The organism is Pantoea sp. CTOTU46764, from assembly GCF_031974595.1.
GTDB classification, from domain to species: domain Bacteria; phylum Pseudomonadota; class Gammaproteobacteria; order Enterobacterales; family Enterobacteriaceae; genus Pantoea; species Pantoea trifolii.
This window is the reverse complement of sequence record NZ_DALYOQ010000052.1, coordinates 1-12,862: the sequence shown is the minus strand read 5'-3', so window position 1 is coordinate 12,862 and position 12,862 is coordinate 1. Positions and strand designations below refer to the sequence as shown.

Genomic DNA, 12,862 nt, shown 5'->3' with positions numbered 1-12,862 from the left:
TTGCCGCTCCTTTATTCTGTTGGCTTATCCTGGACTGCATCAATGGCAAACTCAACCCTAGGAACATCAGGGATCTGATCCTGCCAGCCAAATTGCTCAAGCATCTGCTGCCAGACGCGATCCAGCCCGGCGCGAATCACTAAGGGCTCGCCGGTGACGGGATGGGTAAAGCTAAGTGCGCTGGCATGCAGCATCAGGCGATTAAGGCCAAAGTGTGCCGCCGCACCACGATTCTGGCGCAGATCGCCGTGCGCGCTGTCGCCAATAATCGGATGACGCAGATGCACCATGTGGCGGCGCAGCTGATGTTTACGGCCGGTGTGCGGCGCCATCTCCACCAGCGTATAGCGCGCGGTGTTATAACGGCTGATAGCGACCGGCATCTCAACGTGTGCCAGCGCCTGGTAATCCGTTACCGCCGGTTGGGCAACAGGTTCCTGAGTGGCGAATTTGTCGGCAATCTTATCGAGTTCTTCCACCAGCGGATAATCCAGCGTCGCGCCGCCTTCCAGCCAGCCGCGCAGCACCGCATGATAGGTTTTCTGCATCTGATGCTGCTCAAACTGCTGCGCCAGTAAATGAGCGACTTCACTCGATAAGGCCATCAGCAACACGCCAGACGTTGGGCGGTCGAGTCGGTGCACGGTGAACACATGCTGACCAATCTGGTCGCGTACCGTTTGCATCACCACCACTTTTTCATTGCGATCGAGCCAGCTGCGATGCACCAGCCAACCGGCTGGCTTATTCACGGCGACCAGCCACTCATCTTGATAAAGGATTTCGAGCATCAGGCGGAAGGTTCCTGGAACAGCGCATCAAATTTGTTGAGCGTCAGCAATAAAGCCGCATAGCCTGCGGTGTCGGCTGGCAATGCGACTTCATAATAAGGTGCGATGGCGAAATTCTGCGGTAACGGCGCGCCACTTTCGAGCAGCGCATAAAAGCGCGGCATCAATACCCATTGCAGCCATTGCAACGGCTCCATGGTATCGAGACAGAAAGGTTCGGTACTGGCGAAGGCGTTCGCCTCGGGGGATTGTGACTGCCAATGGCCGTGTTCGCGCATCACCGCTTCGACCTGCTGCAGGCGCTGAAAAATCATTTGCGACGACATGCGCCACCTCCAGAGAAAAATTGGGCGGCAAGCATACCATCAGTCACGCCCGGCGCAAAAATGGCATAAAAAAAGGGAGCACTGTGATTACAGTGCTCCCGGTTTTCGTTTGCAGCATTCCAGCTACTGCTGTGCTCCCTGCTCATCCATGACAACTTTTCCTGCGCTTTCCGTCGCTTGTCATCATGACATTGGTCCTTAGCATCCTGGCCCGCCACATTCCGCGTGGCTCTCATTCTCCGTCCTGGAGGTGTCCCTGACTCAATCCTGAGTGTCCTGCTTCGTCCTGAAGCCTTCCTTGTGCCGTAAACTCCGTTACGTTCCTGCCTCATGGCTGACATTCTCCTGAACGTCTCTTAATCCCCAGCATCCTGCCAGTGGTGACTATTCTCCCAGAAACCATCGCAATAACAAGCCAGTAAGAAGCGTTAATGGATTAAGCCCTGTCTTAATTTTCAGATTGATGCCATAAGTTCATGATTCACAATATTTTTACATTTACGGCTTCCAGAAGTCTGCACGATGATCTAGCGATCTCTCACACGCGGCGTGAGAGATCTCTCACAAAGCGAAGCCTGAAAATCTGCAACTCACTGAGTAACCGGTTGTAATGCATTAAGAAATGTCTTAACGGATGTCGCCAGCACTTCGCGCTTTTTAGTGCCAGGCTCCTCCAGAATGACCTCACCGGTAAGATTGCACAGCGCAATCACATCATTCTCTGAATCGGTGGTGGCGATAAACAAGGTCGGTGCTTGTCTTAAGCGGCGCTTCATGACCAGATGGCCAATCAGGTTCTCCTGCAGGCGGGTGAAATCCGCTTCGCTCCATACCTGCAGCAGGGTAATCGGCCGCTGCTCTAAGGTTGCCGTCATATCGCCTGCGAATTGCGTGGTGTAAAACGCACTGATTTCCGGTTGCAGCTGCAGATCCAGTGCGCGCTCCACCGCTTCAAGCGTGGCCGGTAAGGTAAACGGCTGCGGCTGCCACAACACGCGGTCATCCAGCGTGCTGATAATACAATCTGAAGGAACGCCAAGCAGATCGGCGCTGGCGGGAAAATGTCCGGTTTGTTGCTGCCAATGTTCAACGTAGCGGGCGGTAAATTCACGCAGAGCATCTACGGTTTGCTGCATCATTCATATTCTCGCAGGTGTTAGGTTACACTTAACCACTTTGATGAAATTTAGTGGTAACCGTTATGTCTTCTGAAAACCGGGATCAGGCATTAAGCGGCCTGACCTTAGGTAAGCCCACGGCTTATGTTGATCTTTACGATAACACGCTGCTGCAATCCGTACCGCGCAGCCTGAACCGTGAGCCGCTTGGGCTGTATCCCGATACACTGCCATTTACTGGTGCAGATATCTGGACGCTATACGAACTCTCCTGGCTCAACAGCAAAGGCGTTCCGCAAGTCGCGGTGGGCGAAGTAGTGCTGCGCGCCGATAGCCAAAACCTGATCGAGTCGAAGAGTTTCAAGCTCTATCTTAACAGTTTTAATCAGACAGTTTTCGCTGACTGGGGCGAAGTGCGCCAGACGCTGGAGCGCGATCTCAGCGCCTGCGCGAACGGTCAGGTCAGCGTGGCCCTGTTTCGTCTCAGCGAAGTGGAAGGCCAGCCAATTGGCCACTTCAGTGGCGAAGTGATTGATGAGCAAGATATCGAAATCCACGATTACGCCTTCAACGCAGATTATCTGGCGCAGGCTGCTGGCCGCGAGGTGGTTGAAGAAACGCTGGTTAGCCATCTGCTGAAATCAAACTGCTTAATCACCAATCAGCCCGATTGGGGCTCGGTAATGATCCGCTACAAAGGCCCGCGTATCGATCGTGAAGCGCTGCTGCGTTATCTGATCTCATTCCGTCAGCACAATGAGTTTCATGAGCAGTGCGTTGAACGCATTTTCAACGATGTTCAGCGCTTTTGTCAGCCAGACGCGTTAACCGTTTATGCGCGCTATACGCGGCGCGGCGGTCTGGATATCAATCCGTGGCGCAGCAACGTGCCCTTCTCTCCCGGTTTTTCCCGCCTGGTTCGCCAGTAACAGATTGCGAGACGCCTCGCAGGCCGCTGCACGGATGCGCGGTTCCTCTTGAGCATTCACGGCGGACAACGTTACTCTGTTGAAGGCGCGATTGAAGCATGCGCGACCAGGGATTTTCGTCGCTGCGTTAATAAGTTAAGCGCAGCGTCATCAGCCACGCATTTGCGTGTAAAGGAGTTCTCTTGATTACACATATCAGCCCGCTTGGCTCGATGGATCTGCTCTCCCAGCTTGAAGTCGACATGCTGAAGCGCACCGCCAGCAGCGACCTTTATCAGCTGTTTCGTAACTGTTCTCTTGCGGTACTCAACTCCGGCAGCCAAACCGACAGCAGCCAGGAATTACTTTCTCGTTTCGAAAACTTTGATATCAACGTGTTGCGCCGTGAACGCGGCGTGAAACTTGAACTCATCAACCCGCCGGAAGAGGCGTTTGTTGATGGCCGCATTATTCGTTCGCTGCAGGCAAACCTGTTTGCCGTGCTGCGCGATATCCTGTTTGTGAACGGACAACTGGCGGCCACCGAACGCTGCCAGAGTGATGAACCGGAAGACTCTGCGCATATCACCAATCAGGTGTTTTCGATTCTGCGTAACGCGCGTGCGCTCCATATTGGTGAGTACCCGAATACCGTGGTGTGCTGGGGCGGTCACTCGATCAATACGGTGGAATACCAATATTGCCGCAATGTGGGCACACAAATGGGCCTGCGCGAACTCAACATCTGTACCGGTTGCGGGCCTGGCGTGATGGAAGCCCCGATGAAAGGTGCCGCCGTTGGTCATGCACAGCAGCGCTATCATGACAGCCGTTTTATCGGCCTGACCGAACCGTCAATCATTGCCGCAGAGCCACCGAATCCGCTGGTCAATGAGCTGATCATCATGCCGGATATCGAAAAACGCCTCGAAGCCTTTGTGCGTATCGCTCACGGCATCGTGATCTTCCCTGGCGGTGTTGGCACAGCAGAAGAACTGCTCTATCTGTTGGGTATTCTGATGAATCCGCATAACAGCGATCAGGTACTTCCGCTGATTCTGACCGGACCCAAAGAGAGCGCCGACTATTTCCGCGTGCTGGATGATTTCATCGTCAACACGCTGGGCGAAGGCGCACGCAAGCACTACAAAATCATCATTGATGATGCCGCTGAAGTGGCGCGTCTGATGAAGAAAGCCATGCCGCAGGTGAAAGAATATCGTCGCGAAACCGGCGATGCCTACAGCTTCAACTGGTCGATTCGTATCGCCCCTGAATTGCAGGTGCCCTTCCTGCCGACGCACGAGAATATGGCAAACCTGAAGCTGTTCCCGGATCAACCCGCCGAGCTGTTGGCGGCCGATCTGCGTCGTGCCTTCTCCGGCATTGTCGCAGGTAACGTCAAAGAGATCGGGATTCGTGAAATTCGCGAGAAAGGTCCATACAAGCTGCACGGCGATGCCAATCTCATGCACCGCATGGACGAACTGCTGCAGGGCTTTGTCGCGCAGCAGCGCATGAAGCTGCCGGGCAGCGCCTACACGCCTTGCTACGAAATCATCAAATAACCCATCAGGAAGGCAGCCTACGGGCTGCCGCTATCGCTATGTCGTTTCATCTTCTTATCATTGATGCACTCAATCTGATTCGCCGTCTGCACGCCGTTCAGGGATCGCCGTGCCGCGACAGCTGCGTTGCCGCCTTGCATCAGTTATTAGGACATACCCAGCCCACGCATGTGGTGGCGGTGTTTGATAGCCATGAGCGTCAGCCTGGCTGGCGCCATCAACTTTTGCCGGATTACAAAGCGGGTCGTCCGCCGATGCCGGAAGATTTGCATCTGGAGATGCCCGCGCTGCAGGACGCCTTCCGCGCCGCTGGCGTCAGCTGTTGGGTGGCCGATTTAGACGAAGCAGACGATCTCGCCGCCACGCTGGCGGTGAAAATGGCTGACGCCGGTCACCAGGCAACGATTGTTTCTACCGACAAAGGTTATTGTCAGCTGCTGGCACCCAATATTCGTATTCGCGATTATTTCCAGAAGCGCTGGCTGGATGTGCCTTTTATCGAGCAAGAGTTTGGCGTTTCGCCCACGCAGTTGCCCGATTACTGGGGATTGTGCGGTATCAGCAGCAGTAAAATTCCCGGCGTATCCGGCATTGGCCCGAAAAGCGCCCGTGAGCTGTTAATGCAGTTTGGTTCGCTGGAGGCGATTTATCAGCAATGGGATCAGGTGCCGAGCAAGTGGCAGGGGAAATTGCAGGAACAGCGGGAAATGGCAGAAATCTGCCGCAAGGTCTCGACGTTAAAACGGGATTTGGTGTTACAAGGCAATCTCAATACATTGAGATATCAAACGAAATAGCGGTCACCATATATGGCGACCCTACGAACCATCTGTAAGGGTGTGCATTCATGCGCACCAGGTCACCATAAATGGCGACCCTACAAAACAGATGTCCTGCGAAATAATTTGCGCTACAGCAAGGCGGCAAGTGCGCGAGTCCCCGGGAGCATACATCAGTATGTGACCGGGGCGAGCAAACGCAGCCAACGCCGCTGTAGTGCAAAGTATGAAGCAGGACCGCTGTAGCGCAAAGTATGAAGCCGGACTAGCGCTCGTCGCGACGGCCGCCCACTGCCGCCCACAACCGGCGTACGTGAACGGTGACTTCTTCGCGGTCGTGATAGAGCTGACGTGCCTGAATCTGGGCATTTATGCCCTGCGCTTTCAGCGCGTCATCAATCATCGCCAGGTTCTGCGTGACTTCTTCGTAGCGCTTTTTCATGGGCAGCTTAAGGTTGAAGATCGCTTCACGGCACCAGCCATTCACCAGCCATTCGGTCATCAGGCTCGCTACGCGCACCGGTTTTTCCACCATGTCGCACACCAGCCAGCTGATATTGGTACGCGGCGGACGGAATTTAAAACCATCTTCGCGGCAGTGCGTGACTTGTCCGGTATCCATCAGGCTTGGCGCCATCGGACCGTTATCCACCGCAAATACCCACATGCTGCGTTTCACCAGCTGATAGGTCCAGCCGCCGGGGCAAGCGCCAAGATCGACGGCGTACATGCCGCTGGCTAAACGCTCATCCCACTCATCCGCCGGCACAAACACGTGGAAGGCCTCTTCCAGCTTGAGCGTGGAACGGCTCGGCGCATCGGACGGGAACTTCAGGCGCGGGATGCCCATGTAGAATGGTGAGTTGTTTTCCGGCAGCGAATAGCCAACGTAGCAGGTGCCCGGCGCAATAAAGAACACATGCACCACCGGACGCTTCGGCGTTTCGTAATTAAGCAGGATTTTGCTTTCACGCAGGCTGGCACGCAGCGGTACGGTTAATTTACGGCAGAACCTGGTGAGCTCTTTGGCTTCATTGGTGTCCGGCACTTCAACGCGAAGTTCGCCGCCCTTCTCCACCACACCGGTCAGCATGCCGACAATCGGCGTAATGCGATCTTCTGGCGGCAAATCGCGCAGCAGCTCTCCCACCACCAGCATCTGACGCGCAAAGATCAGCTCGGCAAACGGCAGCGTTTGGATCAGCTTTTCAGCGTCTTCCTGCTGATAGCACTCATACAGCACGTAACCCGAGTCATCTTTGACGCGCGGGAAGCCGTAAATTTCGCGTTCAGCTGCTTTCGCGCTGATTTCTGCCGCGCACTCTTTCTCAAATCCCGGACGGCAATAGAGTAAAACTTTATTCATGGCGATCTGCCTTTCGTTTCAGACGCAGTGCGCCAATCAACATCAAGAACCAGCCAATAAGGAAGCACAAGCCGCCCACTGGCGTAACAAAAACCCAAAACTTCATGTGCGACAGCGCCAGACAATAGAGGCTGCCACTGAACAACACGGTACCGAGCGCCATCGCAGCGCTACTCCAGTAAAACCAGATATTAGCGCGGCGCAGCATGGCGGCACCCAAGCCGATCACCGCCAACGTGTGATACGCCTGATATTCGAGGCCGGTATGTATCCACGCCATTTCGGCCGGGCCAAGCGATTTGCTCAGCACATGCGCCCCGAAAGCACCAAACGCCACCAGCAGAAATCCACTGATAGCAGCAAAAACAAACATGGCACGACTGGACATCAAAGAATCCTCAAGGTAATGCGCACATCACTGTGCAGCCATCGATGCATTAGTGATCGTAGCGAAAACGGAATTTTTCTTGTTCATTGGCCGCTTTTTCCAGGATCCACTGACGAAAGGCGGCTATTTTACCCAGTTCTGCCTGGCTGTCATGACAAACCAGATAAAAAGCATTTTTACTGACTAATACGTCATTAAAAGGACACACCAGACGACCAGCTTCAATCTCACTCTGCGCCATCACATTATTTGCCAGCGCCACGCCCTGACCATGTATCGCCGCCTGCAGCACCATGGCGCTGTGGCTGAAGATCGGGCCCTGTTGCACATTAATGTGCTGCAATCCCAGCTGGCGCGTATAAGATTGCCAGTCGCGGCGCGATGCATCATGCAGCAGCGTGCAGTGCGCCAAATCAGCCGGTGATTTGAGCGGATTGTCGCCGGTCAGCAACATTGGTGAGCAGACCGGCAGCAAATATTCGGCATACAATTTCTCAACCCGCAGACCTGGCCAATTGCCGCGACCGTAGAAAATCGCCACGTCAACATCATCCGCCAGTTTCTCCTCATCACGGTCCACCGCCTGGATACGCACGTCGATGCCCGGATAAGCCATATTAAAGCTGGAAAGGCGAGGCACCAGCCACTGAATGGCGAAACTCGGCAGCAAACTGACGGTAAGTGCACCTTTGGCGCTGCGCGCCTGCAACTTGCGCGTTGCATCGTTTAGGGCTGAGAAAATCTCCTTAATGTCTAAGTAGTAGCTTTGACCTTCTTCTGTCAGTAAAAGCGAACGATTCCTCCGTCGAAACAGCTTTAAACCTAAGAAATCTTCCAGAGATTTGATCTGATGGCTGACAGCAGCCTGGGTAACAAACAGCTCTTCAGCGGCTTTGGTGAAGCTCAAATGACGGGCAGCAGCATCGAAGACGCGTAAAGCATTAAGCGGCGGAAGGCGTTTAGACATGGTTTTCCGTATCCGGATTGACAAGGTAATACTTCAACTTATACAAAGTCGCTACGTATTAGTTTTTTTAATCCGAGACATTATAATTTGTCCGTTGAGGAAGCTCCAGCAAATACCTATAGTTGCCGCACTTCCTGAGCCGGAACGAAAAGATTTCTGGAAACGTGCGAGAGATCGCAGACTTTTGGAGAGCTTTTGGCTTGTGGTCGTGATGTTGTGTTTGCATTTTGATCTGCCGCTTGCAGATCAAGCTTTTAATTCCTGTAGATTTACCCTGTCTGTCCATAGTGATTTTAAATAGCACCGCAAATTGCGGTGCTTTTTTTTACCTGTTTACTGCCCCATCTCTACCATCTCTTTAACGTCAGAGCGGTTAATCTGCTGCTTGTTGCCATTGGCATCCTGATAGCTGATCATACCGGTTTCATCATCAACTTTAGGTTTGCCGTCGGCGACGATGGTGCGACCATCATTAGTGTGCATCACGTAATTGCTGGAACATGCGGACAGGGTAAAGGCCAGAGTACATACGGCCAGCACTGCGGTGAGTTTATTCATCTTATTTCTCCTTGCAGATTGATTGCATTAAACCACCCGCATGCGCTCACCAAAGGTAGCGCCAGTGAAATCGACTGTGAATAGCGACGCGTTATGCGGGTTTCGGTTCAAACCTTGCAATAATTAGCATAACGCGCTTTTCCAGCTTTGCCAGGCAACGGGCCAGCTTTCAGCCTGGTCCTAATATGATTAACAGTGGGCTGAGTATGACCATTTTTTCCCCAGGCGCCTTCCGCCAGCAGTTCCCCGCAATGAGCGATGCCGGTATCTACCTCGATAGCGCGGCCACTGCGCTCAAGCCGCAGGCGGTGATCGACGCAACTGCACAGTTCTACAGCTTAAGCGCGGGCACCGTGCATCGTAGCCAGTTCGCTGCCGCTCGCGCATTAACCGAAAAGTACGAACAGGCGCGCGGTTTAGTGGCGCGCTGGCTCAATGCTGCGGACGATCGGCAGATTGTCTGGACGCGCGGTACCACCGAAGCGATAAATCTGGTGGCGAACAGCTGGCTGGCGCCGCGACTGCAGGCTGGCGATGAAATCGTAGTTAGCGAAGCCGAACATCACGCCAATCTGGTGCCGTGGCTAATGGTGGCAAAAGCGGCGGGCGCGAAAGTGGTGAAATGGCCGCTGGGCGCCGATCGTCTACCGGACATTGCGCAGCTGCCGGCGTTGCTCAATTCACGCACCCGATTGTTAGCCGTTGGCCAGATGTCGAACGTCACCGGCGGCTGTCCGGATCTGGCGCAGGCGATCCTTTTAGCCCATGACGTCGGCGCCAAAGTGATGGTAGATGGCGCACAAGGCGTGGTGCATTGTCCGCCGGATGTGCAGGCGCTGGATATTGATTTCTATGCCTTTTCAGGCCATAAACTTTACGGCCCGATGGGCATTGGCGTGCTGTATGGCAAGGCGGAATTGCTGGAAGCGATGGATCCATGGCAAGGCGGCGGCAAAATGCTGACGCAGGTCGACTTTAACGGTTTCACGCCGCAGCCGGTGCCGTGGCGTTTTGAGGCTGGAACGCCTAACGTTGCGGGCGTGGTGGGTTTGAGTGCCGCGCTGGAGTGGCTGACGCAGCATGATGGCAAAAAGGCTGAAATGTGGAGCCAGCAGCTGGCGAGTCTGGCCGAAGAGCAATTGAGCGAGATCCCCGGTTTCCGCAGCTTCCGCTGTGGCAATGCCAGCCTGCTGGCGTTTGATATTGCCGGCATTCATCACAGCGACATCGTCACGCTGCTCGCGGAGCACGGCATCGCGTTACGCGCTGGACAGCACTGCGCGCAGCCGCTGATGGCGGCGCTTGGCGTCACCGGCACGCTGCGCGTCTCGTTCGCCCCCTATAATAATTTGCAGGACGTGGATGCGCTGGTGCGCGCCATGCGCCATGCCGTCGACTTACTGAGTGAATAAGCCCATGACATCAACTCTGCTCGCCCCGCATCCGTTCGGCGATCTGATCACCGCAGCCAGCCTGACGGAAAAATTCACCCATTTTCATCAGTGGGAAGATCGTTATCGTCAGTTGATCCAGCTCAGCCGCCAGCTGCCTGCGTTAGCGGAGGAGTTGAAAACGCCGAATATCGAGCTCACGGGCTGTGAAAATCGCGTGTGGCTCAGCAGCCAATTGTTGAACAACGGCACGCTGCACTTTTATGGCGACAGCGAAGGACGCATCGTACGTGGATTGCTGGCGGTTTTGCTGACGGCGGTGGAAGGCAAAACGCCAGCCGACTTGCTGCAGCAAGATCCGCTGGCGTTGTTTGATACGTTAGGGCTGCGTGCGCAGCTGAGTGCGTCGCGCAGCAGCGGCTTACAGGCGCTGGCGGATGCGGTGCAACGCGCTGCGCGTCAGCATACTCAGGCCGTTTGACGCGCCGCTTTCGCCAGAAACTTCTTCAACGCGTGAGAAACCGCCACAAACCCGAAAGTGGCGGTCACCATGGTCGCCGCGCCGAATCCGGCGGCACAATCCATCCGTTTCGGCCCTTCGGCGGTGGAGCGTGAAGTGCACACGCTGCCGTCCGGCTGCGGATACATCAGTGCTTCCGTTGAGAACACGCAGTCGATGCCGAGCTTGCCTTTGCTGTTCTTCACCACGCCGAACTCCCCTTTCAATCTCTCACGCAGCTTAGCCGCCAGCGGATCCTGAATGGTTTTCGCCAGATCGCTAACCTGGATCTGCGTGGGATCGATCTGACCGCCCGCGCCGCCGGTGGTAATCAGCGGAATCTTGTTGCGACGACTCCAGGCAATCAACGCGGCTTTAGGGCGCACGCTATCAATCGCATCAATCACGTAGTCAAACCCCGCTGATAACAGTTCGGCGGTATTCTCCGGCGTGATGAAGTCATCGATACAGATCACTTCGCATTCCGGATTGATGGCGCGCATACGTTCCGCCATCACCTCGGTTTTCGCCTGACCCACTTTGCCCTGCAGCGCATGAATCTGGCGGTTGGTATTGGTGATACAGACATCGTCCATATCAATCAGGGTGATTTTACCGATGCCGGTGCGCGCTAACGCTTCCGCCGCCCACGATCCCACACCGCCAATACCAATCACGCAAAAATGCGCATCGGCAAAACGCTGTAGCGCGTCCTGCCCATAAAGACGCGCCGTGCCGCCAAAACGTTGTCGCCAGGCGTCGCTGACTACTGTCATAACCAAACCTTTCCGCTAAAACGGGACATTAATTAGAACCTAACAGCAGCGAACCGTTGTTGCCATTTTGTGGGTTGCTGAACACCGGCTGACCGGTGCCCGGCGCGGCTTTCAACACCCAGACACGGCCATAATGGTTGTAGAAACCGGCCAGATGCGCCGCATCGGGGCCAACGCCCTGATAGATATCGAAGTGCTGGCCTTTAATCGCGCCGCCCACGTCCAACGCCACCATCAGGCGCATCTCATATTTGCCATTGAACTTGCCCTTCTCGTTCAGCTGCGGCACTTCCGCTAACAGCACGGTTCCGGCTGGAATCAGTGAACGATCGGAGGCAACAGAGGCTTTGGCAATTAGCGGTACCGCGCTGGCACCGCGCACCGGCACATACTCTTCCGGTTTAAAGAAGACGAAGGATTGGTTGGTTTCCAGCACCGAACGCACTTCCTGTGGCGAATGCTCTTGCGCCCACTGGCGAATCGCCTGCATCGACATATCTTCGCGCTTCACTTCACCGCGATCGATCAGCTCTTTACCTATGCTGTGGTAAGCCCAGCCATTTTTGCCGCCGTAGCCAAAGAAGCGCAGCGGACGGCCATCGCCAAAATCAACGTAGCCGCTGCCCTGCACATCCATCATGAAGTTATCGATCAGCGAGTTGCTGTAAGCAATGATGTAGCGATCGTCGAGCCCGCCGCTATATATAGAAGCGCGACTCGGCAGCTTCTGTCCGCGCGGACGCGGCGGCATACGATAAATCGGATACTGGAACTCGCCCTGACGGGTATAACGCGCTTCCACGACCGGCGTGTAGTAGCCGGTGAATTGCACGTTACCGTAATTGTCGGTGCCTTCCATCTGGTAGGCATTCAAACCAAACTGATTAAGCTGACGCGTATCGGCGCCGGACAGCAGCCAGTTTTGCACTGCGCTGTAGGTGCCGTTGTTGCGCCCAAACAGGCCAGAAGAGGCGGTTTGAATCTGCACCACCTGATCGCCAAAGTCTTTACCGTTCACCGGACGCCCTTTGGCATTCGGCTGATTGACCAACCCGAGCGGTTGCTCCAGCTTGCCATCAATATATTGTTGACCGCGGTCGGTCGGTTTGGAACTACAGCCCGCTAACAGCGCGATAAATGCGCCAGTAAGTGCATACTTCGCCCAATGTCCTTTCATAACCTTCTCTTTTTATCGATTGTTTGCCCGGCGAAGATAGCAAAGGGACAGAGAGATTGAAATCTGCCCTAAGCGGTCACGCTCACATCTGTACAATAATTCACCCGATGGCGAGTTTATTCATCAACTGACTGTAAATTTGGCGTTTTGTCTCAAAAAGGGGTTGCATCGCCGCGCGTCCAGAGTATAGTGCGCATCCACGGACGCGGGGTGGAGCAGCCTGGTAGCTCGTCGGGCTCATAACCCGAAG

At 54.8% G+C, this 12,862-nt stretch carries 14 protein-coding genes; 5 read left to right on the top strand and 9 right to left on the bottom strand.

Translation table 11 applies throughout. The annotated features are described in order from the left end of the window. Positions 1 to 11: 11 nt before the first annotated feature. From truC to syd, 3 genes are all read right to left on the bottom strand, one after another. Positions 12 to 791, bottom strand: coding sequence for a tRNA pseudouridine(65) synthase TruC (gene truC / locus RTM06_RS16165; protein WP_154155416.1), 780 nt, complete (start codon positions 789 to 791; stop codon positions 12 to 14). Next, positions 791 to 1,117 (bottom strand): YqcC family protein, encoded by a 327-nt coding sequence (locus RTM06_RS16160; protein ID WP_312183533.1) that lies wholly within the window; start codon positions 1,115 to 1,117, stop codon positions 791 to 793. The genes truC and RTM06_RS16160 overlap by 1 nt, the downstream gene beginning before the upstream one ends. A 590-nt stretch (positions 1,118 to 1,707) precedes the next feature. Then, on the bottom strand, positions 1,708 to 2,256 hold the full coding sequence (syd, locus tag RTM06_RS16155) for a SecY-interacting protein (RefSeq protein WP_312183531.1): 549 nt from the start codon (positions 2,254 to 2,256) through the stop codon (positions 1,708 to 1,710). Between the two features lie 62 nt (positions 2,257 to 2,318). On the opposite strand from syd, the gene queF reads away from it, so the two are divergent. The 3 genes from queF to xni all read left to right on the top strand — a co-directional run bounded on the left by queF (position 2,319) and on the right by xni (position 5,508). After that, positions 2,319 to 3,164: an NADPH-dependent 7-cyano-7-deazaguanine reductase QueF gene (gene queF, locus RTM06_RS16150; protein ID WP_312183529.1), complete on the top strand. Its 846-nt coding sequence runs from the start codon at positions 2,319 to 2,321 to the stop codon at positions 3,162 to 3,164. 182 nt (positions 3,165 to 3,346) lie between these two features. Beyond that, positions 3,347 to 4,711, top strand: a complete 1,365-nt coding sequence (gene ppnN, locus RTM06_RS16145) for a nucleotide 5'-monophosphate nucleosidase PpnN (RefSeq protein ID WP_312183527.1) — start codon at positions 3,347 to 3,349, stop codon at positions 4,709 to 4,711. A gap of 38 nt (positions 4,712 to 4,749) precedes the next feature. Then, entirely contained in the window at positions 4,750 to 5,508 is a 759-nt protein-coding gene (gene xni, locus RTM06_RS16140; protein ID WP_312183525.1) for a flap endonuclease Xni, read from the top strand. Between the two features lie 247 nt (positions 5,509 to 5,755). Here the strand turns inward: xni and rlmM are convergent, their stop codons facing one another. From rlmM to RTM06_RS16120, 4 genes are all read right to left on the bottom strand, one after another. Next, positions 5,756 to 6,856 (bottom strand): 23S rRNA (cytidine(2498)-2'-O)-methyltransferase RlmM, encoded by a 1,101-nt coding sequence (rlmM, locus tag RTM06_RS16135; RefSeq protein ID WP_312183523.1) that lies wholly within the window; start codon positions 6,854 to 6,856, stop codon positions 5,756 to 5,758. Next, positions 6,849 to 7,244 carry a DUF423 domain-containing protein gene (locus tag RTM06_RS16130; protein WP_008109570.1) on the bottom strand — a complete coding sequence of 132 codons (396 nt, stop codon included), beginning with the start codon at positions 7,242 to 7,244 and terminating at the stop codon, positions 6,849 to 6,851. Before RTM06_RS16130 ends, rlmM begins: the two co-directional genes overlap by 8 nt. A 49-nt stretch (positions 7,245 to 7,293) precedes the next feature. Further along, on the bottom strand, positions 7,294 to 8,211 hold the full coding sequence (locus RTM06_RS16125) for a transcriptional regulator GcvA (protein WP_008109573.1): 918 nt from the start codon (positions 8,209 to 8,211) through the stop codon (positions 7,294 to 7,296). Between the two features lie 333 nt (positions 8,212 to 8,544). After that, positions 8,545 to 8,769, bottom strand: a complete 225-nt coding sequence (locus RTM06_RS16120) for a YgdI/YgdR family lipoprotein (protein ID WP_008109575.1) — start codon at positions 8,767 to 8,769, stop codon at positions 8,545 to 8,547. Positions 8,770 to 8,975: 206 nt separating this feature from the next. Between RTM06_RS16120 and csdA the strand changes: the two genes are divergently transcribed. Together csdA and csdE are read left to right on the top strand one after the other, a co-directional pair. Next, on the top strand, positions 8,976 to 10,181 hold the full coding sequence (csdA, locus tag RTM06_RS16115) for a cysteine desulfurase CsdA (RefSeq protein ID WP_312183521.1): 1,206 nt from the start codon (positions 8,976 to 8,978) through the stop codon (positions 10,179 to 10,181). A 4-nt stretch (positions 10,182 to 10,185) separates the two neighbouring features. Continuing rightward, on the top strand, positions 10,186 to 10,641 hold the full coding sequence (gene csdE / locus RTM06_RS16110; RefSeq protein ID WP_312183519.1) for a cysteine desulfurase sulfur acceptor subunit CsdE: 456 nt from the start codon (positions 10,186 to 10,188) through the stop codon (positions 10,639 to 10,641). On the opposite strand, the gene tcdA is transcribed toward csdE, so the two are convergent. Both tcdA and mltA read right to left on the bottom strand, forming a co-directional pair. Further along, positions 10,629 to 11,435, bottom strand: a complete 807-nt coding sequence (gene tcdA, locus RTM06_RS16105) for a tRNA cyclic N6-threonylcarbamoyladenosine(37) synthase TcdA (protein ID WP_312183517.1) — start codon at positions 11,433 to 11,435, stop codon at positions 10,629 to 10,631. The genes csdE and tcdA overlap by 13 nt on opposite strands. Before the next feature lie 28 nt (positions 11,436 to 11,463). Beyond that, positions 11,464 to 12,612 carry a murein transglycosylase A gene (mltA, locus tag RTM06_RS16100; protein ID WP_293791748.1) on the bottom strand — a complete coding sequence of 383 codons (1,149 nt, stop codon included), beginning with the start codon at positions 12,610 to 12,612 and terminating at the stop codon, positions 11,464 to 11,466. Positions 12,613 to 12,862: the final 250 nt, after the last annotated feature.